This is a genomic window from Streptomyces sp. NPDC008139 (genome assembly GCF_042957025.1).
Lineage (GTDB): Bacteria > Actinomycetota > Actinomycetes > Streptomycetales > Streptomycetaceae > Actinacidiphila.
The window spans coordinates 481,598-503,385 of sequence record NZ_JBIBHM010000002.1 but is presented as its reverse complement, the minus strand read 5'-3'; the positions used below and the strand labels follow the sequence as shown (position 1 = coordinate 503,385).

Genomic DNA, 21,788 nt, shown 5'->3' with positions numbered 1-21,788 from the left:
CCGGGCCGGATGCGGCGCGGTCAGCGGGGCACGCCGAACGAGCTGAGCGGCGTCGGACGCAGCGGCTTCCCGTGCCAGGCCGCCGTGAAGTCGCGGGCGGCGAGCGAGCACGTGAGCGTCAAGTGATGCGGGGTCTCCAGGAATCCCAGCTCGGCGACGAAGGTGTCGGCGTCGGTCCAGCCCGCGCTGACCGCGGTCGGTACGGGGACGGCGGGCCGTTCGGCGACCGCCCAGCCGGTCCCGGCGAAGCGCAACGCGAACGGCGGCTCGTCCTCGTTCTTCGCCTGGTCGAGCGTGAGAATCCAGCCGTCGCCGTCAGCCGTCAACTCCACCGCCGTCAGGCTCGGTTGGGCCTCGGCCTCGCCGTCGCGCGGCGCGAACCGCACCCCGGACCACGCCTCGGTGTCGGCGGGCGCCGCCTCCCCCTCTACCGTCGGGAGGACGAGCCGGGACAGCCGCTCGCGCAGCGCCGCGTCCTCGGCGCTCTCCTCCGCGTCCTGTCCCGCGGCGCTGACCGGCTCCGGCCCGAAGGCGGGCAGCAGGTGCTCCCAGATCATGTCCATCACGGACTGCATGAGATCGGTGTTCGCGGTGATCGCGATCACCACGTCCTGCTCGGGCAGCACGACGCAGAACTGCCCGACCGCCCCGTCACCGCGGTAGCCGTGGCGCGACATCCAGAACTGGAAACCGTATCCCTGCGCCCAGTCCGAGTTCCGCGCCTCGGGTGAGCCGTCGCTGTTGTCGACGTGCGCGCGGGTCGCCTGTGCGACCCAGGACGCCGGAAGGAGCTGTTCGCCCTCCCACACGCCCTTGTCGAGGTAGAGCTGGCCGAGCCGGGCGACCGCGTCGGTGGCGGCGTGCAGCCCGCTGTAGCCCAGCTCGCGGCCCGCCCTGTCGCGCTCCCACAGCGTCTCGCCGATGCCGAGCGGATCGAGCAGCCGGGGCCGCAGATACTCGGTCAGCGTCTGCCCGGTGGCGCGCTGGATGATGGCGCCGAGGGTGTACGTGGTGGGCTGGTTGTACGCGAAGACCGAGCCCGGCTCGCGGTCCGGCGGGATCAGCAGGAAGCCGCGGACGGGCTCCTCCGCGTCGATCGCGTGCGCCTGGACCACGGTCTCGGACAGGTGGCCGCTGGCCATGGAGGCGATGTGCCGCACCTTCATGGCGCGGCTTCGGGGGTCGGTGATGTCGGCGTCGAATTCGGGAAAGTAGGAGACGACCCGGGCGTCCAGGTCCAGCAGTCCCTCGTCGATGGCGAAGCCGACGGCCGATCCGGTGAAGCTCTTGCTGATCGAGTAGAGCCGGTGCGGCCGGTCGGCGGTGAAGGGAGCCCACCAGCCGGAGGCGACCACGCGGCCGTGCCGCAGGATCATCAGGCCGTGCGGTTCGACACCGGGCGCCGCCTCGATCGCGTCGAGGAACGCCTGGACGCCGCGGGCGTCGACGCCTTGCGCGGCCGGGCTGCTGACGGGCAGCGGGTGAGCGGTCATCGGGCTTCCTCCTGCTGCTGGATCTTCGACGGCCATCCTCGCCGCGCCCCGGCGCAGGTGTCCAGAGGGGGTGTCGTCGGCGGGCCGCCAGCAGGTCCGCGCGCGGGGCCGCCGCGTCCCCTCCGCCGGGTCCCGTACGGCCCCGGTGACGCGAAACGGTCGCGCCGAATAGCGGGCATTCCGCATTCCGAATGGCCGCCATTCGCATAACGGGTGCGGATTGTCGGCGGCCCGGCCGTCGAGAACTCCTGCTATTCGTCCCGCAGATGACCGCCTTCCGAAAGACGCGATCGACGCAGATGGGAGGCGTCGATACGTTCATCCCCAACTTGTCGACGGCGCGTTGCCGCCCACGTCGGGCCGTGTCCGGCCAATTCGCGCCACGCCGGAGAGGACGTCATGTCACCCCCACCCCATGGTGATCGCACCCGCTCCACCCCGTATGAGCCGCCGTCCGCTGACCTGGGTGCTGACCGCCCTGGCCATGCTCACCGTGGTCCCGCTGATGACGGTGGCCGCCGCGACATCGGCCACCGCCGCCGAAACCCTCCTCAACCCCAGCCAGTTCCACGGCGTGCACCGGTCACGCCTCGGGGACAACTTCACCTTCGACAGGCTCGTGCGCCAGGGCCTGTCGGCAAACGACGACTACAACCCGGCTGCGCGATGTCGGGTACACCGCGTGCCTGTTCTGGCCCCGCCGACGGTCGAGCACCGCGGCCGTCTGCGTCTTCCTCAACGCGCAGGGCCGCACGCCGCTCCCGGCGAGCGTACGGCCCCCTCCGCCGACGGCCTGAGCCGGTCGCCCGGACGCCGCCGCCGTACGCGCCCGGAGTGGCCTTCCCGTCTCAGCCGCGGAAGGCCGCCACGGGTACGCCCCGCGTGTCCGTGGCGACGACGAAGACCGAGCCGGACAGTGGGGAGCGCTCCAGATCCTCGGCGGACAGGCCCTCGCGCGCCGAGGTGATGTACAGCCTGCCGTCGGTGCCGAAGGCACAGCTCGTGGGCTGCGGGACGGGCACCGGTACGCGTCCGGTCACACGGCCCGCCGGGTCGTAGCGCCGTACCTCGGCGCCGCCGTGCATGGCTGTCCAGAAGCAGCCGTCGACGTCGACCGCCAGGCCGTCGGGGACCCCGGAGCCCTCGGTCTTCGTCAGGACCTCAAGGCCGCCCAGTTCCCCGGAGTCGGCGTCGAACGCGCTGCGGTAGAGCAGTCGGGCGTAGCTGTCGGCCAGGTACATCACGGTGTTGTCGGCGTTCCAGCCCAGTCCGTTCGGCAGGACCAGCCCGTCCGCGACGACGACGCTCGGGGCGTCCCCGTCCCAGCGGTGGAGCCGTCCCCGGCCGGGGGCGAACCGCATGTCGTTGCTGCCCGCCCAGAACCGTCCGCGGGCGTCCACCTTGCCGTCGTTCATCCGCAGGTTCGGCTCCGGCAGCACCGGGTCGACGACGGTGGTCACGCCGTCGACGACGAAGCCGAATCCGCCGGCCACGGCGGCGGCGAACCCGTCGCCGCGGGCCCGCGGCGCGACCGCGCCCACCATGACACCGACCTCCGTCACGGTCTGCCGCCCGGTGGCCAGGTCGTCCTCGTAGACCGTGCCGCCGTAGATGTCGACCCACACCAGCCGACCGGTCCTGGGGTCAAAGACAGGGCCCTCCCCCACCTCGGAGGTGTCGCTGCGCACCGCGACATCCAGATCGGTGTAGGTCCGCACACTGCCCATCACGACTCCGTTTCCGCGTACTCTTCGGCCGCCTGCTCTTCCGCGTGCTCTTCCGGGCGGTCGCGACGGCCCCTGCCGGACAACCTCGCCCGCGGCGATGGCCACTGTCAACGGCGGATAACGGATGGCCGGGATCCGGGCTGCGAATGGGTCGTTTCCCGTGGCCGCGCACGGCCCAATTCACAACGGTGGCACGGCGATCGTTCCCTCCGGCCGGGGTGCGTGCAGCACGGCCCTGATGAAGGCGCGGGCCGCCGCGCCCAGCGGCCGTTCGGAATGCCACCAGAGCCCGATGTCCCGGTACCGGTGGAGATCGCGGATGAAAGCGGATTCCCATGCCTTCGCGCCGCACCATCACGGCGCCCGGGTAGTTGATGACGCCGAGACCGTGACCGGCGCGTACGCGGGCGCCGTCCACAATCTCGGCCTCGGCGAGGCCACCGCCCGCGCGGGGGCGCCGCGGCCCGCTCCCCCGGCCTGGCGGCCCCGGCCAAGGCCACCCGCGACCACTTCCTCGGCTACCGGCGCGCCGACGGCCGTGCCGCCACCCGCAATTACCTGGCCGTGCTGCCGGCGGTGAACTGCTCGGCGACGGTGGCCCGGATGATCGCCACGGCCGCCAACGACCGCCACGCCGGGGCGCCGGGCCTGGACGGCTGCGGCATGGCCGAGGGCGACGACCTGCTGCGGCGCACCCTGCGCGGCTACGCTCGCCATGTGAACATCGCCGGTGTGCTGACGGTCGGTCTCGGCTGCGAGGTGAACCAGCCGGAGAACGTCTTCGGCGACGACCCGGCCGTGCGCACGCTGACCATCCAGGCGCTCGGCGGCACCGCGGCGACCGTGAACGCCGCCCTCGACCGCGTCGCCGAGAGGGTCGGCGGCCTGGCGAAGCTGTCCCGCGAGCCGATCGGCCTGCACGAACTCACCCTCGGGCTCCAGTGCGGCGGAAGCGACGCCTATGCGGGGCTGACGGCCAATCCGACGCTCGGAGTCGCCGCCGATCTGCTGGCCGCCGCGGGCGGGCGGGTCGTCCTGGGCGAGACCCCGGAGATCTACGGCGCAGAGCACCTTCTGCGCGACCGCGCCGCCACACCCGCGATCGCCGAACGGCTCGACGAGTTGATCGCGTGTGGCAGCGGTACGTCACCCGGCACGGCGCCGCGCTGGACAACAACCCCTCCAAGGGCAACCGGGCCGGGGGCATCACCACCATCTGGGAGAAGTCGCTCGGGGCGGTGCTCAAGAGCGGGAGCAGTCCGCTCAACAGAGTCGTCGGCTACGCGCAGCCGGTCACGGCGCCCGGTCTGACGTTCATGGACACGCCCGGACACGACCCCGTGTCGGCCACCGGCATGGTCGCGGGCGGGGCGAATCTGCTGGCCTTCACCACCGGTCGCGGCTCGCTGTTCGGCTCACGGCCCGTGCCCTGCCTGAAGATCAGCACCACCAGTCGGCTCTACCAGCACATGAGCGGCGACACGGACTGCGACGCCGACCCGGCGATGTCCCGCGACGAGCATGTGCGGTACGGCACCCGGCTCTTCGAGACGCTGGTGGACATGGCCTCCGGCGCGCCGAGCAAGTCCGAGGCGCTCGACTTCGGCGCCGAAGAGATCGTGTCGTGGCGCATGGGGGCCGTGCTGTAGGAGCCGAGCCCCGGCGGCGGGTCAACGGTCGCTGACCGCCGGGCGGTTCATGATCTCGGCCGCTTTCAGCAGCGTCCTGCGCTCGTCGGCCCGGAGCAGATCGCGTACCGCCTCCAGCCAGGCTTCCCGGACGGCGGGGATGGTCTCGACGGGCGCCCGGCCCTCGGCCGTCGCGTGCAGGAGCGTCTTGCGTCCGTCGGCGGGGTCCTTGCCCGAGGTGATCAGGCCGACGTCGCGCAGCGCCGCGAGCGTCTCGGCCATCGACTGCCGCCGTACGTGTTCGGCCGCGGCCAGATCGCTCGCCGTGGTGGGGCCCTCGTCCACGATGCGCCCCAGCGTGGTGATCTGCGACCAGGTCCAGCGCATGTCGTCCGTCGCCGACTCGGCCCGCAGCCGGGCCCGGAGCCAGATCGTGGCCTTCATCAGATCAGCGGCCGTTCCGGCCTGCGGTCTCGGTTCGCTGCCCGCCGCCCAAGACTATCCGGCGCGCGGCCCACCTGCCCGTTCTCCCCGTGGGTCCGCCGCCGTCCCCCGCGGCCTCCGAGGGTGACGGCGGTCAGATCAGCGGCAGCAGGGCTCTGCCGCCTACGGCGCCCGCTTCCGGCGCGGCGGCCGTGCGGGCCGCGGGAACGCGCTCCAGGACGCCGCCCGCGAAGACATCGTAGAGCGGCAGCGACTCCAGGTGGACATAGCCGATGTGGCAGTCGCACACGGCCAGCGGGCAGGGGCGGGGGGCGAGGGCGGCCCGGTAGGAGCCGTCGTAGAGATTGCCCAGCTCGGCGCGGACGAAGTGGCAGCGGCGGACCGTACCGTCGCCGTCCACCGAGAGGACGGACTCGCCGGTGCGGCAGGGCAGACCGGCCGAGCGGTGCGGGTTGCGGCTGAAGGGAAAGAGCGGGTCGAGGGCCGTCCAGGCGTCGGCTTCCGCGTCGGTGTAGGTGTGGCCCTCTGCGGCGTTCACCCACAGGTAGACGTGGCCGGGCAGTGCGGCGCGCAGCCGGGCGGCGTCCGCGAGGTGTTCCGGCAGGCCGACGACGCCGACGCTGAACCGGACACCCCGGTCGGCCACTTCGCGGGTCTTGCTCAGGAAGCGGTCGTACGGGGTCTGGCCGGGGTGGTAGGTGCACCACAGGGCGAGGGTGTCGGGGTCGGCGTCCGCGAGCCAGTCGGTGCGGCAGCTCAGATTCGTTTGGATGGCGACCCGGTCGATGTGCGGCTCGTGCGACAGCTCAGCCAAGGTGTTCCGGTACCAGGAGCGGACCAGGCCCTCGCCCCACGGGGTGAACAGCACGGACAGCCGGTCGCCCCGCTGCTCTCGCGCCCAGCGCGCGAAGCGGGCGAGCGCCGCGCGGTCGGCGCGCAGTTGCGCGGGGCTGTCGCGGCGCTTGGCGAAGGGGCAGTAAGGGCAGTCGTAGTCGCAGGAGGCGAGCGGGCCGCGGTAGAGCAGCGTCAGATCCATGGCGGCGTTCTCACTTCAGCTCGTACGCGGCCATCGCCGCCCGGACCAGGGGTGAGAACAGTTCGGGGCCGAGGGCGTCGCAGTGGGCGAGTCCTTCGGGGGACAGCCGTATACGGCCGGTCGCAGGGGCCTGGTCGTCGAGCCAGCCGCGGGCCGCGAAGCGGTCGATCTCGGCGGCGAAGTCGGCGTGGGCGTCGGTGCCGAAGCGGTCGCGGTAGTCGGCCAGGGACATGCCGTCGGCTTGCAGAAGCGACTGGAGCAGGTGTCTGCGGCGGGCCTCGTCGGCGTCGACCCGGCGGCCGTGGGCGGCGCGGGTGAAGTCCTTGGTGGTGGTGTACTCGTCGATGATCGCGCGGATCTCGCGCATGTCGACGGCATAGTCGAAGGAGTAGTGCAGCGTGGAGGTGTAGGAGCGGGCGCCGCAGCCCAGGCCGATCATGCCGTCGGTCTGGCAGGCGTGGTCGTCGGGCCCCTGGGGCGCGGCGTCGGCCCGGCGGAACATCCGCATGGAGACCTGTTCGTAGCCGTGCGTCAGGAGGTGGTCGCGGCCCTGTCGGTACAGCCGGAGCCGCTGCTCGTCCCAGGCCGGGTCGCTGACGGCGGTGCGGCTCTCCAGGCCGGTCTTCGGCCGTACGTACAGCGGGTAGAGGTACAGCTCCTCCGGCCGCCAGCGCAGCGCGGCGTCCAGCGAGGTGCGCCAACTGGCCGGAGTCTGGCCGTCGATGCCGTAGATGAGGTCGATGTTGAGAATAGGGATACCGGCGTCGCGGACGCGGGCGAGCGCGGCTTCGACATCGGCGCGGCGCTGGGGCCGTACGGCGGCTTTCGCCTCGTCGTCCACGAAACTCTGCACGCCGAGGCTGAGCCGGGTGGCGCCGCGGTCGGCGAGGACGGCGAGCCGGTCGGCGGTGGCGGTCGCGGGCGACGCCTCGACGGAGAGCGGGATCGCGCGCAGGTCGGCGCCCATCCGGCGCTCGGCGATGTCGCAGAGCCGTTCCAGCTCGGCGGCCGTCAGGAAGGTGGGGGTGCCGCCGCCGAAGGCCGCGGTGGCGAACCGTAGCGGCTCGGTGTCGCCGAGCGCGTCGCGGACGGCGGTGGCCTGCCGGTCGAGCGCGTCGAGATAGCGGGTGGTCAGCTCGCCGGGCGCGCCGATGCGGGTGAAGAGGTTGCAGAATCCGCAGCGGACCTCGCAGAACGGGATGTGCAGATAGAGCGAGAGCGCGTCCTTGGGCTCCGCCTGCCACAGGCCGCTCAGCGCTGGCCGGTCGGGCAGCGGGCGGTAGGCGGTCTTGTGCGGATACGCGTAGACGTAGCTCTGGTAGGGACTGTCGGTGGGGGGTGCGGGCTGGGCCGGGGACGGCGCGTCGGCGGGCGTGGCCGTGGAGACCGGTGTGGCCGTGCTGGTCGGCGCGGTCGGTGTGGTGGTGCTGGTCCGCGCGGTCGGTGTGGTGGTGCTGGCCGGCGCGGTCGGTGTGGTCGTGGTGATCGGCGCGTTCATGAGGACGGCTCCAGGAAGAAGTGGGCGTAGGGCACCGTCCAGACCGCCTCGTGGCCGAGGCGGTGACCTGTGTAGCCGTCGTCTCCGTAGGTGGTGCCGTGGTCGGAGCAGACGATGGCGAAGCAGCGACGGCGGGCCGCCATGGCGTGGAAGAGACGTCCGATGTGCCGGTCGATGTACTCCAGCGCCGCCGCGTGCGTGGCGCGGGTGTCACCGGCCTCGCGGGTGGCGCCCGGTGTGTGGAACCAGTTGGGCTGGTGCAGCGCGGACGCGTTGAGGAAGAGGAACAGCCGCTGGTCGGTGGGCAGTTCGGCGACGACCTGCTCCGCGCGCTCGACCTGCGCCTCGAAGGAGGTGGGCGAGGCGACGCCGAACTCCGGCTCCCAGTGGCTCTCCTGGAACAGTCCCGGCAGGACGTCGCCCAGCGCGCCGCGCTTGTTGAAGAAGCCGACGCCGCCGATGCAGACGGTGCGGTATCCGGCCGCCGCGAGCCCGGACACCAGCTCGGGCGTGTCGAAGACGTACGTGCCCGCCTCGGTGGTCTCGCTCCCGGCGAAGCGCGCGGCGAACAGCCGGGGGTGCGGTCCGGGCGCCGCCGGGGTCGGCAGGAATCCGGCGAAGATCGCCTGGTGCGAGGCGTAGGTGAAGCTGCCGGGCGCGTGCCGCTCCTCCCAGCGCCCGCCCGGCAGATGGCGCGCCAGATGCGGGATGCGGCCGGCCGCGGCCAACTCGGCCGCGACGTCGTGGCGGAGCGTGTCGAGGGTGATCAGGAGGAGGTCGTCACGGCCCACGACCTCGTTCATGTCCGGGCCTCCGCCGTCCAGAAGGGCGGGCGCGGACGCGTCAGAGGGTCGCATGTCGGGTCCAGGGCGCTTGGTGGGGCGTCGGTTCGTGGCCTGCTGGTACGTGCCGCGTCGCGTCGTGCGGCGCCGGTACGGGTGGGGCTTGTTCGTGCGGCGCCGGTACGGGCGCGGCGGATTCATCGGCGGCCAATTCGTACGCGGTCCGTTCGTACGCGGCCAATTCGTACGCGGTCCGTTCGTACGCGGTCCGTTCGTACGCGGTCGGTTCGTACGCGGTCGGTTCGTACGCGACCGATTGGTACGGCGGTCGGACTCCGGTCGGCGACGCGGCGCGGGCGCGTACGGCGGCGATCTGGGCGGCGTAGGTGTCCAGGCCCTCCGCTCCGCTGCCCGGCAGTCCGGTGAGCCTCGGCAGCAGGTCGCCGAAGGCGTTGACCTCGCCGACCGCGAAGCGCCGCCAGCCGATCGCGGGGAGCAGGTCGACGCCGACGCACAGCGTGCCGGGGAAGCAGGCGGCGGCCCGCTCGCAGATCTCCAGCGCCTGCTCCCACCGGACGCCCGCGGCCTCGATCGCGGCGCCGAGGTCGCCGCGCGCGCCGCCCAGGTGGAGGTTGGTGAGCGGCGAGCGGCTGGTGCGCACCACGGCGTGCGTGGCGCGTCCGTCGACGACCACGATCCGCAGGTCGGCGACGCGCCCGTGCAGCGACGCCTTGGGCAGCCAGCGCTCGATGTGCAGGCCGTCGGCTGCGAGCGCGTCGACCAGGGCGGCGATCTCGGCCTCGCGGGTGATACGGCGCACCCGCAGCGAATTGTGCAGGCGTCCGTCCGCCGACTCGACGGACGTGGTGGCCTGGACGCGCCCGCCGCCCGCCGTCTCCACGGCGAGCACCCCGGAGGCCGACGATCCGTGGGCGAGTTTGACGAAGGCGCGCGGCATGGCGTGCTCGCGCATCAGCGCCCGTACGTCGGCCCAGCCGCGTACCGCGGGGGCGGCGGCACCCGAGGTGGGCGAGGCGGGCACGGGCACCCCGGCCTCGGCCAGCCTCCGGTGGCAGCGCCGCTTGTCGAACAGCACCGCCAGTTCGTCCGGGTCGTCCAGCCGCCTGCCGCCGTCCAGCGTGCGGACGGCGGCGGTGAAGCGGGCGTACCAGCGGGCGCTGCCCTCCACCCGCGTGGGGTCGTCCATGTCCCGCAGCGCGCGGTCCACTTCGGCGTCCTCACCGGGCGAGTCGAGGCGTACGACCTCGTCCGCCGCGAAGGTCGCGCCGCCCTCGCGCAGGACGTCGCGCCACGGCACGACGCGGGGCGCGGGCAGCCCGGCCTCGGTCGCGGCGCGCGCGAAGAGACCGACCCGCCGGTTCTCCGGGTTGCCGACGACCGCGAAGCGCGGTTCGTCTCTCACGTCACCTTCCCCCTCTCCCCTGGTCGCCCACGTGCCCGGCGCTGATGGACGGTCACCGGTCCACGGTCCGCGGCCGGCGGTGGTCATCGGCCGGTCGACAACCGGCTGGACGACTTGCTACTCGCCGACGGCGACGAAACGCCACACGGTCTCGTCGTCGTCATCGACCTCCTCGTCGGCGTCGTCGCGGTCCAGTTCGACGTGGACGCCCGACGGTTCGAGGGCTTCCCGCAGACGGCGGGCAACGGGCGAGGTGAGGTAGTTGTGGTGCAGGTCGAGGGCCTTGAGGTGGGTGAGGGGCTGGCCCGCGAGCAGCGCCGTGGCGCCCTCGTCGGTCAGCACGCCCATCGACAGGTCGAGGGTCTCCAGCCGGGCCACGACGGGCGCGGAGGCGAGGGCCGCGGCGATCTCGTCCTGCATCTCGCTGTTGCGCAGGGCCAGCGAGCGGAGCTTGGGCAGCAGCGCGCCGGTGAGGAACGGTGCCAGGTCGGTGATCTCGCTGTCCCCGCCGTACTCGGAGGTGCCGAGCCACAGGTCGAGGTGTTCCAGCGCGGGCAGGTCGCTGGCGGCGATTCCGCGGACGGCCTGCGCGGGCATGCCGCCGGTCTCGACGGTGAGCGAGCGCAGCCGGGCGTGCGTCACGGCGGGGAAGGCCAGGTCCTGTCCGCCGCGTACCCCGAACGACTCCAGTTCGGGGAAGCCGTCGAGCAGCGGGGTGACATCGCCCTGGTTGATCCAGGAGATCTCGCACTCCTCGCCCACGATGTCGCCGAAGAACAGGGCCCGCAGCGCGGGCAGTCGGTCCTTCACGGACAGGATGGCCGCGATCAGCGGTTCCGGTCCGCTCTCGTAGGCGTCGCTCCAGGAACCGACGATCAGCGCGCGCACCCGCGTGATGTCGACGGCCTGTGTGAACCGGGCGAAGGCGTCCTCCCACTTCTCCTCGCTGTCGTAGGAGTCGACGCCGATCCGCCAGGCGGCGGCGTCCGCTTCCGGCAGTTCTGTGCCCGTGTCGTCGGGTCCGGGGAAGTCGAAGGCGGGCAGGCCGTGCAGCTCCCGCATGTGGTTCCCGATGGTCATGTCCGCCTGCTCCTGACGTTCGACATTCGACGGCCGTACGAATTCGGCCGCGGCGATCACCGGCCGATGTGTGAGCAAGTTCTACCAAGCCGCACTGACAACGGCTGCGGCCGGGCCGACTCTGAGCCGTTGTCAGACCCCGCGCCTACGGTCGGTCTCGACGCGGTGCACGGAGCGCCGCGCGGAGGGAGAGCGATGTACCGGCAGGGTGATGTGCTCATCGCGCCGACCGAGGAGTCGGCGCTGCCGCCGCACATGGACGACGCGCCGCAGGAGCCGCGGGACGCGCGCGGACGGCTCGTCCTCGCGCTGGGCGAGGTGACGGGCCACGCGCACGCCGTCATGGGACCGGGACGGCTCTTCAGCCCGCCGGCCCCGTTCGCGCCGATGCTGCTGCATCTGCCGGACGGCGGACGGGTCGTGCACGAGGAGCACGCGGCGATATCGCTGCCCAAGGGCTGGTACCGCGTGGTGCGGCAGCGGGAGTACGTACCGGGCTCGGTCCGCGTGGTCGCCGACTGAGCGTCCCGCGGCGGCGCCCGGGGTCCGGGCGCGCGGGCACGGCAGGACAGTACGTCGAGGGCAGGGAGCAGAACTCATGGGAGGGGACGGCATGTCGACCGTCGAGCAGTGGAGGCAGGCCGCAGTGGCCACCGGGTCCGCGGACCGCGCGGCGGCCGAGGCGGGGGTGCGGCTGGCGTACCGGCGCGCGGGGCTCGCGGAACCGGAGCGCATCCGTTGGGCGGGGTCCCCGCGCGCGGCCGTGGCGATGCTGCGCGCGGAGGCCGCGCTTCAGGGGACGCGCGGCAAGGGCTACAGCGTGCGGGACGAGGTGCGCGGACGGCCGTGGGCCGCGGAGCGGGCCCGGCTGCACGCGGCGCTCGGTCCCGCGGGCTGGAGCGAGCGGTGGAACGCGACCGGGGCGCGGCTGTGGGAGGGGACGCAGGCGCTGGCGGGCCGGATCAGGGCCGGTGTGGTCGAGGAGTTGGCACGGGGGCGGAAGGAGGAGCCGGAGATCCGGCTGCTGCTGCTCGACGCGGTCCTCGGTCAGCACGAGGCGGCCTGGCTGTGCGCGTTCGACACGCAGGAGGGCTCCCCGCTGGACGGGCTGGCGGCGGTCGCCCGCTCGGCGGGCTGGTGGTGGCCGTACGAGCGGGTCGCGATCGTCTGCGAGCGCCCCGCCGAGCTGCACCGCGACGAGGCGGGCCGCCTCGACCGGGCCGACGGTCCCGCGCTCGCCTTCCCGGACGGCTTCGCGCTGCACGCCTGGCGCGGTATGCCGGTCCCCGCCGAGTTCCTGCGTGAGTTGGGCACCCTCACTCCGGAGCGGATACGCGGCGAGGAGAACGCGGAGCTGCGCCGCGTCATGCTGGAGCACTACGGCTACGACCGCTATCTGACCGAGTCCGGCGCGGTCCCCGTGCACCGGGACGAGACCGGCGTCCTCTGGCGGATCGCGCTGACCGGCGACGAGGACGTGACGATGGTCGAGGTCGTCAACTCCACGCCGGAGCCGGACGGCACGAGCCGTACGTACTGGCTGCGGGTGCCGCCCGGCACCAGGACGGCGAAGGAGGGCGTGGCCTGGACCTTCGGCCTGACCGCCGACACCTACGTGCCGCTGCGCCAGACCTGACGGGGCGACACGTGCTAGGCGCGCTCGACGATGCGGGAGAGCTCGGCGTCCAGGGCTGACCGGACGGTCCGGGTGTCGAGCGGGGCGCGCTCCTGGGCGAAGGAGACGAAGCGGCGTACGGGGGCGACGTCCAGTTCGACGCGGGCGTCCTCGCCGGGGCGGCCGAGGCGGATCAGCAGCCGGGAGCCGGTTCCGGCCGAGGGCGTGACCCGGACGTCGCCGAGGCCGACGGCTCCGGTCAGACCCCTGGCCAGCAGGTCCCAGGCGAAGATCCAGGTGGCGGTCTCGGGGCCGCCGAGGCCGAAGGTCATCCGCACGGCCAGGCAGTCCTGCGGGTCGTAGGCCATCCACGCCGGAATCCGCAGCCGGTGGCCGCTGGGCAGCGGCATCGACGCCGTCACCGCGTGGCAGCAGGAGTCGGGCATCGAGTCTCTTTTCGCTGAACGACGGGACGCGGCCGGTGGCGGTACTACCGGACAGGCCCTCGACCTCTGAGGCTCCGTGTGCCCCCGCCCGCGGATCACATGCCGCTCACATACCGGCCGCCGGTACGCCGCCCGGCGGATTTCCCGGCGGGGCATGGCCACCACGGGCGCGGGCACCCGCATTCCATGGAGGATGCGGAGATGGCTGATCATCACGATGTGCGCCGGATCGCGTTGACCCTGCCGGAGGCGGTGGCGGCGGACGACGGGATGTCCGTGTCGGTGCCGAACGGCGGCAGGCACAAGAAATTCGCCTGGGTGTGGCTGGAGCGGACCGACCCGAAGCAGGCCCGCGTACCGCGGACCGACGTGGTGGCCGTCCGGGTCGCGGGCCAGGAGGAGAAGGAGGCGCTCCTCGCCGCCGACCCGGCGAAGTTCTTCACCGAGCCGCATTACAACGGATTCCCCGCCGTGCTCGTACGGCTCAAGGCCGTCGCCGAGGACGAGCTGCGGGAGCTGCTCGTCGGCGCCTGGCGTTGCCAGGCGCCGCGAGCCCTCGTGCGGGATTCCGGTCTCTGAGACGGGTCTCCGAGAAGGGCGGGGCGGGTCGCCCGCGCGGGTCACTTGCGCCGGTCGGTGTGCCGGTAGCCGAAGGGGCCCGGCAGGTCCGCGGAGGTCGTCCGCCGTCCCGTGGTCGACCATGTGCGATGCGCGCCGCCCCTGCGTCCGAGCGTGAGGGACAGCGACTTCCGGTTCACGTTGATACGTACGCCGGGAAATATGTGGAACGACTTACGGAACGTCAGCGGCATGATGCCCTCCGGTGGTTGGCCTGTCGGCTCGTCTGCCCAGCTGACACCGCCTCACCCCGCCGACTCCTGAACCGTCGCCGTCCGCCCGCGTTCCGACCGTTCGATACGGCCGAGGCACCGGGCCGAGGGGTTCGGCAGAGCCGTCCGGCGCAGTCGGGCCGCGGGCTCACCCGGGGAGCGGTGTTCGCTGCCGTCCGGACGAGTGACTTGCGGGCGCGGCAGCGACCGAGCCGACGACGGGTGGCGAACTCTGAGTGCGGACACCGGCAAGGCGGATGATCACACTCCGCATGCCGGTGGGCTCAGTGCAGACCACCAGCACCAAGGGAGTACCCATGAAGCTCATGCGCAACGGCGCCGTTCTGGCCGCGCTCGTCGGCGGGATCATGCTGGCCGGTGGCGGCGTCGCCGCCGCCGACGCCGACGCCACCGGCGCGGCCATCGGCTCGCCCGGCGTCCTGTCGGGCAACCTGATCCAGGTCCCGATCGACGTGCCGATCAACGCCTGCGGCAACTCGATCAACCTGATCGGCGCGCTGAACCCCGCCTTCGGCAATACCTGCTACAACGGCGGCGGTCACCGCGAGAGCGCCGACTGGGACGGCGCGAACCACGACGGCATGGGCCACTGGGGCCACGAGGGTCACGTCTGGCACCCCGAGGCCAAGGACGACTGCAAGTAGTCGGACCGCTTCCTGAGCACCCCGTCCCGGCCGCCGCCCGCAAGGGCCGGCGGCCGGGACGCTCCATGCCGGGACGCTCCATGCCGGAACGCTCCATGCCGGAACGCTCCATGCCGGGACGCTCCATGCCGGAACACCGCACGCCAGAACGCTTCACGCCGGGAGGCCGCGGGCCCGAACCCCTCGGACCGGGCCGCGCGAAGCGCCCCTTTCGGCCCAACTCCCCCTCGCCCGGGGTCGAGTGCGTGTTCGTGTCCTTCAAGGGCAGACGACCCCCGTGAACGCACGTGGGTGGCCACGTACGACAAGAAGGGACGTCATGGAGATCTCCGGCATCATCAGTGCCATCATCATCGGCATTATCATTGGCGTGCTCGGTCGGCTCGTGGTCCCCGGCCGTCAGCACATCGGCGTCATCTGGACCATTCTGATCGGCATCGTGGCGGCCTTCATCGGAGCCGCCATCGCCCACGGTCTCAACGTGGACGACACCAGCGGAGTCGACTGGATCGAGTGGCTCATCCAGATCGGTCTGGCCGCTGTCGGTATCGCCGCTCTCGACAGGTCGAGCCCGCGCCGTCGGTGATCCATGAGTCCTGATCCCGGCCGCACCCGGCACCCGGATGGTATGAACGCAGGCGCCTTTCCTTGAGGAGTTCCGCATGGAACCCGACCCCGGGAAGGGCGCCTTCCGTCTGCCCGATCGCGCCGCAGACGGTCACCCGCACCCACGACACCGCCCCGGCGCCCTCCCCCTTCAACACCCGACCTTCATCGACCGACCGCCTCAAGCACCACGACCGCAGGGAGCAGCATGTTCGGATCGACCGCCCGTCGGCTACGGCGCTGCGCACGTGACGTGTTCGGCTGGCCGAGCCTGCGTCCGCCGCAACTGGAGGCGATGAAGGCGGTGATGCGGCACAAGGACGTCATCGTCGTGATGCCGACCGGTGCCGGGAAGTCGGCGGTCTACCAGGTGCCGGGCGTCCTGCTGAAGGGGCCGACGGTCGTGGTGTCCCCGCTGATCGCCCTCCAGCGGGACCAGGTCGAGGGGCTGCTCAAGCGCGAAGGACCGGGCGCGGCATCGGTCAACTCCACGCACCGCGACGCGGAGAACGCGCAGACCTGGGACAGGGTGGAGAGCGGCGACCTGGATTTCATCTTCCTCGCGCCCGAGCAGCTGGCCAGGGAGGACGTCATCCTGCGGCTGAAGCAGGCCCGTCCCGCGCTGTTCGTGGTGGACGAGGCGCACTGCGTCTCCTCCTGGGGCCACGACTTCCGCCCTGAATACCTGCGGTTGGGCGCCGTGCGCGAACGGATCGGCCGCCCGCCGGTCCTGGCGCTCACCGCGAGCGCGGCGGCGCCGGTCCGCGCGGAGATCCTTCAACTGCTGGGCATGCGCGGCGCCCAGGAGGTGATCGCCGGGTTCGACCGGCCCAACATCCACCTGGCGGTCGGCTACTTCCAGGAGGAGAAGGCCAAGCGGCGCGCGGTCCTCGACCGCGTCGGCGCCGAGACCGGCTCCGGCATCGTCTATACGGCGACCCGGCGCGAATCCGAGTCGTACGCCGAGGAGTTGCGGGAGGCGGGGGTGTCCGCCGCCGCGTACCACGCGGGGTTGCGCGCCGCGGAGCGGTCGTCCGTCCAGGACCGTTTCCAGCGCGGGGAGTTGGCGGTCGTCGTGGCCACCTCGGCGTTCGGCATGGGCATAGACAAGCCCGATGTGCGGTTCGTGGTGCACGCCTCGGTGCCGGGATCGCTCGACGCGTACTACCAGGAGATCGGCCGCGCGGGCCGCGACGGGGAACCGGCACGGGCGTACATGGCCTACCGGCCACAGGACTTGGGGCTGCGGCGGTTCTTCTCCTCCGGCCGCCCGGACGCCGACGCCCTCACACTGGTCACGGAACGGCTCGCCGGGCAAACAACAGGCAAGTCCGCCGGGAAGAAGTCGGCCAAGGAGCCCGCCGCGGTCTCCGTGACGGCGTTGCGCGGCGACACCGGCCTGACGGCGAGCCGGTTGACGGGTGTCCTCAATCTGCTGGGGCAGGCGGGCGCGGTCCGTACGGCGGCGGACGGGAAGGTGTCGCTGACGCTGGAGTGCGCGACGGCCGCGGCGCGCAAGGCCGCGGTGGAGCGGGCGCTGGAAACCGCCGACAGCCACCGGCAGTTGGAGCAGTCCCGCGTGGACATGATGCGCGGCTTCGCGGAGACCGACGGCTGTCGGCGGGCGTTCCTGCTGGGATACTTCGGCGAAGCGCTCCCCGGAGGCTGCGGCAACTGCGACACGTGCGGTTCGGCGGCCGGACCCGGCGCCCCGGCCTCCGGAAGGGACCGTCACGCGGGTGTTCTGCGCGGTACGGGCTCGCGGGGCGCCTCCCGCCAGGACGCGGAATCCGGTTCCGGCGGTCGGGAGTCAGCCGCGGCAGCCGCGCAGGGCGCGAGCCGGGCACGTGCCTGGCGCCGCGACCGCGGACGGCCGGACGCCGGGGGCACGGCCGCTTCGCACGGCCGGTACGCGCCCGGCGCCCGGGTTCTGCACGACAAGTGGGGTCAGGGCGAGGTGATGGGCGTCGCGGACGACACGGTCACCGTGCTCTTCGAATCCGCCGGATACCGGACCCTGTCGCTGTCCGTCGTCCTGGAGCGGGATCTGCTGAGGCCGGTCAAGGGGCGCGGTGCGTGACATGCGGCTCCGCGGTGCCCGCCGACGTACGGGCCACCGCGGCCTGCTGCCGAGACCTCCGACGTTTCAGGGTGCGGCGTTCCTCCTCGCTGGTGCCGCCCCACACGCCGAGGCTTTCGCCCATGTCGAGGGCGTAGCTCAGACAGGTCTCCCTGACCGGGCAGTCCGCGCAGACCCGTTGGGCCTTCTGCACCTGGAGTTTGGCCGGTCCGGCGTTGCCCACGGGGAAGAAGAGTTCGGGGTCCTCGGTGCGGCATGCGGCCTGGTGTTGCCAGCTCACGGAGACACCGCCTTTCGTCGGGTGCGGATTGTCGGGCCCACGTACCGGGCCCATGGGTACTCGCCTGCCCCGGCGGTGGGCGCTCAACGTGAGGAGTTTGTGAGGGCGGCGCCCGAAGCCTTACGGACATCCGACAACCCGATCACCCGATTCACTCTCGGACGCCGCCCGTCGGGCGTGGCGGCGTCACGCACGGCCGGATCGGGGGTAGGCGGTGACAGTGAGGCCGTGAGGTCTCCGCCCAACCGGAGGCCGTGAGGTCTCCGCCCAACCGGAAACCGTCAGGTCTCCACTCGACCTCGCCCGTATCCCATGTCCGTCCGTACGCCGAAGGAGCCGCCGCCATGGCCAGAAGCGACCGCAAGCCGAGCAGGGCGCCCGTGCCGCTGCGCACCGGCCGCTCCGCGTGGGGCCTGTACCGCGAGACGCGCCGCCCGGGCGAACCGGGCCTGTTCCGGCGGCTGGTGGCGACACCGCGTCTGGTCAGCGCGGTACTGCACCGCCGCTATCCGGGCCTGTCGCGCGCCAAGCTGTTGGCCTTCACGGTCCTGGCGGCGATCTACGTGGTCTCGCCGCTGGACGCGATCCCGGACGTCATCCCGGTTCTCGGGTGGACGGACGACTCGGCGGTGGTGCTGTGGTTCATGACCGGTCTGGTCCGCGAGTCGGGGCGCTTCGTGAGCTGGGAATCCGACGGTCCGCGCGGCGGCGCGCTGCCCCCGAAGGGTTCGGCGGTGTGACCACCGGCCGGGCCGAGGGATACGGCGTACGCGGTACGCGCCCCTGACCCGGCCGGTCGAAACCACTGCGGACGTTTCTCGCCGGACGCGTCATCCGTTGGATGCGCGTCCCGCTCGAAGCGTCTCCTACTGAATGCCAGCGTCCTTGCACGCCTGGGCGAATTCGGCGGTGCAGATCTGTGCGGTGGTGTAGAGACCGTCCTTGATGACCGTGTCCTTGATGTTCTCCTTGGTCACCGATATGGCGTCCAGCAGCTTCGCCGGGACATCCTGGCCGGAACCGCTCTTGGCGGTGCCGTCGGCCACGGACTTGACGTCCTTGCCGTTCAGCAGGTCGATCGCGATCTGCGCGGTGGCGTCCGCCTCCGGCTTGTACGCCTTGTAGACGGTGCTGGTCTGAGTGCCCGCCAGAATCCGCTGGATCGCGGTGAGTTCGGCGTCCTGACCGGTGAGTGGCGGGTTGATGCCCGCGCCCTTGAGGGCGGTGGCGATACCGCCCGCCATGGCGTCGTTGGCGGAGTAGACACCGGCGATAGCGGCTTTGCCGAGCTGGGTGATCGCCGCGGTGACCTTCTGGTTGGCGACGGTGTCCTTCCACAGACCCGACTGCTCGTAGGCGATGTTCACCTTGCCGTCGAGGATCTTGTGCGCGCCTTCCTTGAAGGCGGCGGCGTTCGGGTCGGCCGGGTCGCCGTCGATCATCACGATCTTCGAGGTGGGAAGGGCCTTGGGACCCATGGCGTCCAGTAGCGCCTGCCCCTGCAACTCGCCGACCTTCTCGTTGTCGTAGGAGACGTAGGCGGACACAGGACCCTGCGCGAGGCGGTCGTACGCGACGACCTTGATGCCCTTGTCGACCGCGGCCTGCACCGAGGACTGGATGCCGACCGAGTCCTGCGCGTCCAGGATGAGAACCTTGACGCCCTTGGCGATCATGCTGCTGACCTGCTGCGCCTGCTTCGTCGGGTCGGCCGAGGCGTTGTCGTAGCTGACCTTGCAGTCCGAGCACAGTTCCTTGATCTTGGCCTCGATCAGGGGACGGTCGAATTTGGCGTACCGGGTGGTCGTGGTGTCCGGGAGCAGCAGACCGATCGTCTTGTCCTTGCCGCCGCCTGACGACTTGTCATTGGTTTTGCCGCAGGCGGCCAAGGTGGTGAGCGCGAGCGAAACGGCGGCGGTTCCGACGATGAGCCGTCGCGTCATTGCCTTCATGCGCGGTTGCCCCTCCCTGACTGGGCCGCAACACCGCGACCCGGGTGCAGGCGAGTCAACTCTCGTGACGCTCCGTACGTCAAGAAGTAAACATCGGATCGATTCATTGAATCGATATTGGGCTCTCCTGTCGTCGCCTCATGAGGCAACGCCTACAACATGTGAATCCGAAGTCGGGCGTTCGGGGCAATGCGCTTTCACGGGCCGGATACGTGTCATACCGCTCACGACAGGTCTGGGGCGCACGGCCGGAGGGCGGCACCCCCACCACGGGGGTGCCGCCCTCCGGCCGTGCGCCCGGGTGACCTGCGGTCAGCGCCTCGCGTCCCGCGAGTCGCCGAAGAAGATGCGGTAGAGGATGAGCAGCACGAGCGCCCCGCCGATCGCCGCGCCCCAGGTGGCGGCGTCGAAGAAGTGGTGCTGTACCGGCTTGTCGAGGATTTTGGCGGACAGCCAGCCGCCGACGAACGCCCCTGCGACGCCGATCAGGGTGGTTCCGATCAGGCCGCCCGGATCGCGACCGGGCAGCAGAATCTTCGCGACGGCCCCGGCGAGCAGACCGAGGATGACCCAACTGATGATTCCCATAGGGGCCGTCTGCCCTGTGATCCGAGGGTCACACACACGATCACGCGCCGCCCGCGGGGGTCAACACCGGGCGGGGGCACCGGAGTCGGGGCACACCGTCCGGCCCGGCCGCGTGGAATACGGCACGGTTATCGCCCGGCCCGCCGGGCGCCCCCCGGTGTGCATATTTCCATATCCGCACCGCACGTTACAGAAAGCGTCACTCCGTGAAATCTGGAATTCACACGCGCGCAAGTTTTAGGTGGTCCCATCGCGGCTAATCCGCTGGTCAACCAGGTTTGTCGATTTCCCGCAGAGCGGGACCTGCGATGGGTGCGCGTCATGAACGAACTGCGTGTGCTGTCGATCTACGAGGGCTTCTTTTCCGGCGGTGCGAGGATTCTGCACAGCGACGTCGTGCGCGGTCTCAGCGGCGGCGCGCAGCGGCACACGGTGCTGAGCATCGAGGGTGAGATGCACCGCGAGGCGACCAGGCAGCCGATGTCCGAGGACGCCTGCTACCGGGCGCTCACGGCGGCGGGTGTACCGGTGTCGGCCCTGCGCGACCGTTTCGGCGGCGAAGGGCGGGCGGACGCCGAGGAGGGCAGCCGTGAGGGCGGCCACGAGAGCGGCGGCGGCGTGTTCAGCCGGGCGGAGCTCGCGGCCACCGCCAGGGCGACGGCGGCGGCCGACGTACTCCTCTCGCTCAAGGAACAGCCGCTCGCGCTGCTCAACCAGGCCGGGCTGCCGTACCGGCCGGTGGTGGTGTGCCTGCACAGGTCCGATCCGGAGAATCAGGGCCCCGCGCTGGACGCGCTGCGCGCCGCGGTGGCGGCGGGCCGGGTGCGGGCCTGCGTCTGCTGCGCGGAGTCGACCAGGGCCGCGTACGTGGCCGCGGGCATCCCTGCCGAGCTGATGCACGTCATCCCCAACGGCGTCGATCTGCTGCGGTTCCGGCCCGACGCGGTCCGCAGGGCCGCGATGCGGTCCTCGCTCGGCATCGCGGCGGACGCGCCCGTCACGGTCTTCGCGGCCCGCTACGCGGAGATGAAGAACGTGCCGCTGTTCCTGCGGGCGGCCAGGATCCAACTCGGGCGGGACCCGGGCGCGCACGTCCTGATGTGCGGCGCCGGGATGACCGCGGAGAACCCGGAGCTGACGGCGGACATCACGGCCGCCTTCGGCGACGCTCCCGGCCTGCTGCGGCGGCTGTCGCTGCTGGGCGTGCGGCACGACATGGAGACGGTGTACGCCGCCGCGGACGTGGTCTCGCTGACGTCGTCGTCGGGTGAGGCGGCGCCGCTGTGCCTCATCGAGGGCATGATGTGCGGCGCGGTGCCGGTGGCCACCGATGTCGGGGACTGCGCGGAGCTGGTCGCCGGGCACGGCTTCCTCACCCCGGCGGAGGCCGAGCCGATCGCCGCGGCCTGGTCGCGGGCGGCGGCGCTGGCCGCCGACTTCGCCCCGGCGCTGGCCCGCAGCCGCGAGCGCTTCAGCCAGACCCGCATGGTGACCGCTTACGGCGCGCTCATCGAGCGGGTGCACCAGGACGCGGTGCGCGCGGTCCGCCCGGCCCGTCGCAGGACCAGGACCAGGACCCGCGCGGGGGCCCCGTACGGCGCCTGAGCCCGCCAGG

General features: G+C 72.0%; 21 protein-coding genes and 1 pseudogene. 9 read left to right on the top strand and 13 right to left on the bottom strand.

Annotated elements, in window-relative coordinates; genetic code table 11:
- Positions 1-20: 20 nt before the first annotated feature.
- On the bottom strand, positions 21-1,493 hold the full coding sequence (locus tag ACFZBB_RS06190; protein WP_391118293.1) for a serine hydrolase: 1,473 nt from the start codon (positions 1,491-1,493) through the stop codon (positions 21-23).
- Positions 1,494-2,341: 848 nt separating this feature from the next.
- On the bottom strand, positions 2,342-3,220 hold the full coding sequence (locus tag ACFZBB_RS06185) for an SMP-30/gluconolactonase/LRE family protein (protein WP_391118291.1): 879 nt from the start codon (positions 3,218-3,220) through the stop codon (positions 2,342-2,344).
- 564 nt (positions 3,221-3,784) lie between these two features.
- Between ACFZBB_RS06185 and ACFZBB_RS06180 the strand changes: the two are divergent.
- A pseudogene (locus ACFZBB_RS06180) lies at positions 3,785-4,869 on the top strand (UxaA family hydrolase).
- Between the two features lie 21 nt (positions 4,870-4,890).
- Here the strand turns inward: ACFZBB_RS06180 and ACFZBB_RS06175 are convergent.
- From ACFZBB_RS06175 to ACFZBB_RS06150, 6 genes are all read right to left on the bottom strand, one after another.
- Positions 4,891-5,292: a MarR family transcriptional regulator gene (locus tag ACFZBB_RS06175; RefSeq protein ID WP_391118289.1), complete on the bottom strand. Its 402-nt coding sequence runs from the start codon at positions 5,290-5,292 to the stop codon at positions 4,891-4,893.
- Positions 5,293-5,425: 133 nt separating this feature from the next.
- Entirely contained in the window at positions 5,426-6,328 is a 903-nt protein-coding gene (locus ACFZBB_RS06170; RefSeq protein ID WP_391118287.1) for an STM4011 family radical SAM protein, read from the bottom strand.
- A 10-nt stretch (positions 6,329-6,338) separates the two neighbouring features.
- The gene (locus tag ACFZBB_RS06165) at positions 6,339-7,826 is read right to left on the bottom strand and encodes an STM4012 family radical SAM protein (protein ID WP_391118285.1); all 1,488 of its coding nucleotides are present in this window, start codon (positions 7,824-7,826) and stop codon (positions 6,339-6,341) included.
- The gene (locus tag ACFZBB_RS06160; protein WP_391118283.1) at positions 7,823-8,629 is read right to left on the bottom strand and encodes an STM4013/SEN3800 family hydrolase; all 807 of its coding nucleotides are present in this window, start codon (positions 8,627-8,629) and stop codon (positions 7,823-7,825) included. Before ACFZBB_RS06160 ends, ACFZBB_RS06165 begins: the two co-directional genes overlap by 4 nt.
- 40 nt (positions 8,630-8,669) lie before the next feature.
- A complete protein-coding gene (locus ACFZBB_RS06155) occupies positions 8,670-10,031 on the bottom strand; it encodes an STM4014 family protein (RefSeq protein ID WP_391118281.1) in 1,362 nt (453 codons plus the stop codon).
- A 117-nt stretch (positions 10,032-10,148) separates the two neighbouring features.
- On the bottom strand, positions 10,149-11,111 hold the full coding sequence (locus ACFZBB_RS06150; protein WP_391118279.1) for an STM4015 family protein: 963 nt from the start codon (positions 11,109-11,111) through the stop codon (positions 10,149-10,151).
- Positions 11,112-11,306: 195 nt separating this feature from the next.
- On the opposite strand from ACFZBB_RS06150, the gene ACFZBB_RS06145 reads away from it, so the two are divergent.
- Together ACFZBB_RS06145 and ACFZBB_RS06140 are read left to right on the top strand one after the other, a co-directional pair.
- Complete coding sequence (locus tag ACFZBB_RS06145; protein WP_188280697.1) at positions 11,307-11,633, top strand: hypothetical protein; 327 nt, start codon at positions 11,307-11,309, stop codon at positions 11,631-11,633.
- Positions 11,634-11,724: 91 nt separating this feature from the next.
- Positions 11,725-12,747, top strand: coding sequence for a DUF6745 domain-containing protein (locus ACFZBB_RS06140; protein WP_391118505.1), 1,023 nt, complete (start codon positions 11,725-11,727; stop codon positions 12,745-12,747).
- A 14-nt stretch (positions 12,748-12,761) separates the two neighbouring features.
- On the opposite strand, the gene ACFZBB_RS06135 is transcribed toward ACFZBB_RS06140, so the two are convergent.
- Positions 12,762-13,172, bottom strand: coding sequence for an SsgA family sporulation/cell division regulator (locus ACFZBB_RS06135; RefSeq protein WP_391118277.1), 411 nt, complete (start codon positions 13,170-13,172; stop codon positions 12,762-12,764).
- 201 nt (positions 13,173-13,373) lie between these two features.
- Between ACFZBB_RS06135 and ACFZBB_RS06130 the strand changes: the two genes are divergently transcribed.
- The gene (locus ACFZBB_RS06130) at positions 13,374-13,751 is read left to right on the top strand and encodes an MmcQ/YjbR family DNA-binding protein (RefSeq protein WP_391118275.1); all 378 of its coding nucleotides are present in this window, start codon (positions 13,374-13,376) and stop codon (positions 13,749-13,751) included.
- Positions 13,752-13,792: 41 nt separating this feature from the next.
- Here ACFZBB_RS06130 and ACFZBB_RS06125 read toward each other — a convergent pair whose 3' ends face one another.
- Positions 13,793-13,984, bottom strand: a complete 192-nt coding sequence (locus tag ACFZBB_RS06125) for a DUF4236 domain-containing protein (protein WP_188283018.1) — start codon at positions 13,982-13,984, stop codon at positions 13,793-13,795.
- Positions 13,985-14,319: 335 nt separating this feature from the next.
- Between ACFZBB_RS06125 and ACFZBB_RS06120 the strand changes: the two genes are divergently transcribed.
- From ACFZBB_RS06120 to ACFZBB_RS06110, 3 genes are all read left to right on the top strand, one after another.
- On the top strand, positions 14,320-14,667 hold the full coding sequence (locus tag ACFZBB_RS06120) for a chaplin family protein (protein ID WP_391118273.1): 348 nt from the start codon (positions 14,320-14,322) through the stop codon (positions 14,665-14,667).
- 319 nt (positions 14,668-14,986) lie between these two features.
- A complete protein-coding gene (locus tag ACFZBB_RS06115; RefSeq protein ID WP_391118271.1) occupies positions 14,987-15,253 on the top strand; it encodes a GlsB/YeaQ/YmgE family stress response membrane protein in 267 nt (88 codons plus the stop codon).
- A 228-nt stretch (positions 15,254-15,481) separates the two neighbouring features.
- The gene (locus ACFZBB_RS06110) at positions 15,482-17,353 is read left to right on the top strand and encodes a RecQ family ATP-dependent DNA helicase (RefSeq protein ID WP_391118269.1); all 1,872 of its coding nucleotides are present in this window, start codon (positions 15,482-15,484) and stop codon (positions 17,351-17,353) included.
- Here the strand turns inward: ACFZBB_RS06110 and ACFZBB_RS06105 are convergent.
- Entirely contained in the window at positions 17,334-17,633 is a 300-nt protein-coding gene (locus ACFZBB_RS06105) for a WhiB family transcriptional regulator (RefSeq protein WP_391118267.1), read from the bottom strand. The two genes, ACFZBB_RS06110 and ACFZBB_RS06105, sit on opposite strands and share 20 nt — an antisense overlap.
- 344 nt (positions 17,634-17,977) lie before the next feature.
- Between ACFZBB_RS06105 and ACFZBB_RS06100 the strand changes: the two genes are divergently transcribed.
- Positions 17,978-18,373: a YkvA family protein gene (locus tag ACFZBB_RS06100; RefSeq protein WP_355348990.1), complete on the top strand. Its 396-nt coding sequence runs from the start codon at positions 17,978-17,980 to the stop codon at positions 18,371-18,373.
- Between the two features lie 126 nt (positions 18,374-18,499).
- Here ACFZBB_RS06100 and ACFZBB_RS06095 read toward each other — a convergent pair whose 3' ends face one another.
- Together ACFZBB_RS06095 and ACFZBB_RS06090 are read right to left on the bottom strand one after the other, a co-directional pair.
- Positions 18,500-19,585 (bottom strand): substrate-binding domain-containing protein, encoded by a 1,086-nt coding sequence (locus tag ACFZBB_RS06095; RefSeq protein ID WP_391118265.1) that lies wholly within the window; start codon positions 19,583-19,585, stop codon positions 18,500-18,502.
- 312 nt (positions 19,586-19,897) lie between these two features.
- Positions 19,898-20,173, bottom strand: coding sequence for a GlsB/YeaQ/YmgE family stress response membrane protein (locus ACFZBB_RS06090; protein WP_391049864.1), 276 nt, complete (start codon positions 20,171-20,173; stop codon positions 19,898-19,900).
- Positions 20,174-20,494: 321 nt separating this feature from the next.
- Here ACFZBB_RS06090 and ACFZBB_RS06085 point away from each other — a divergent pair, with 321 nt between their 5' ends.
- The gene (locus ACFZBB_RS06085; RefSeq protein WP_391118263.1) at positions 20,495-21,778 is read left to right on the top strand and encodes a glycosyltransferase; all 1,284 of its coding nucleotides are present in this window, start codon (positions 20,495-20,497) and stop codon (positions 21,776-21,778) included.
- Positions 21,779-21,788 lie beyond the last annotated feature (10 nt).

Bases quoted from the DNA above. Each gene is read 5' to 3' on its own strand.
- ACFZBB_RS06190 (WP_391118293.1), bottom strand. From the start codon at position 1,493: ATGACCGCTCACCCGCTGCCCGTCAGCAGCCCGGCCGCGCAAGGCGTC.
- ACFZBB_RS06185 (WP_391118291.1), bottom strand. From the start codon at position 3,220: ATGGGCAGTGTGCGGACCTACACCGATCTGGATGTCGCGGTGCGCAGC.
- ACFZBB_RS06175 (WP_391118289.1), bottom strand. From the start codon at position 5,292: ATGAAGGCCACGATCTGGCTCCGGGCCCGGCTGCGGGCCGAGTCGGCG.
- ACFZBB_RS06170 (WP_391118287.1), bottom strand. From the start codon at position 6,328: ATGGATCTGACGCTGCTCTACCGCGGCCCGCTCGCCTCCTGCGACTAC.
- ACFZBB_RS06165 (WP_391118285.1), bottom strand. From the start codon at position 7,826: ATGAACGCGCCGATCACCACGACCACACCGACCGCGCCGGCCAGCACC.
- ACFZBB_RS06160 (WP_391118283.1), bottom strand. From the start codon at position 8,629: ATGAACGAGGTCGTGGGCCGTGACGACCTCCTCCTGATCACCCTCGAC.
- ACFZBB_RS06150 (WP_391118279.1), bottom strand. From the start codon at position 11,111: ATGACCATCGGGAACCACATGCGGGAGCTGCACGGCCTGCCCGCCTTC.
- ACFZBB_RS06145 (WP_188280697.1), top strand. From the start codon at position 11,307: ATGTACCGGCAGGGTGATGTGCTCATCGCGCCGACCGAGGAGTCGGCG.
- ACFZBB_RS06140 (WP_391118505.1), top strand. From the start codon at position 11,725: ATGTCGACCGTCGAGCAGTGGAGGCAGGCCGCAGTGGCCACCGGGTCC.
- ACFZBB_RS06135 (WP_391118277.1), bottom strand. From the start codon at position 13,172: ATGCCCGACTCCTGCTGCCACGCGGTGACGGCGTCGATGCCGCTGCCC.
- ACFZBB_RS06130 (WP_391118275.1), top strand. From the start codon at position 13,374: ATGGCTGATCATCACGATGTGCGCCGGATCGCGTTGACCCTGCCGGAG.
- ACFZBB_RS06125 (WP_188283018.1), bottom strand. From the start codon at position 13,984: ATGCCGCTGACGTTCCGTAAGTCGTTCCACATATTTCCCGGCGTACGT.
- ACFZBB_RS06120 (WP_391118273.1), top strand. From the start codon at position 14,320: ATGAAGCTCATGCGCAACGGCGCCGTTCTGGCCGCGCTCGTCGGCGGG.
- ACFZBB_RS06115 (WP_391118271.1), top strand. From the start codon at position 14,987: ATGGAGATCTCCGGCATCATCAGTGCCATCATCATCGGCATTATCATT.
- ACFZBB_RS06110 (WP_391118269.1), top strand. From the start codon at position 15,482: ATGTTCGGATCGACCGCCCGTCGGCTACGGCGCTGCGCACGTGACGTG.
- ACFZBB_RS06100 (WP_355348990.1), top strand. From the start codon at position 17,978: ATGGCCAGAAGCGACCGCAAGCCGAGCAGGGCGCCCGTGCCGCTGCGC.
- ACFZBB_RS06095 (WP_391118265.1), bottom strand. From the start codon at position 19,585: ATGAAGGCAATGACGCGACGGCTCATCGTCGGAACCGCCGCCGTTTCG.
- ACFZBB_RS06090 (WP_391049864.1), bottom strand. From the start codon at position 20,173: ATGGGAATCATCAGTTGGGTCATCCTCGGTCTGCTCGCCGGGGCCGTC.
- ACFZBB_RS06085 (WP_391118263.1), top strand. From the start codon at position 20,495: ATGAACGAACTGCGTGTGCTGTCGATCTACGAGGGCTTCTTTTCCGGC.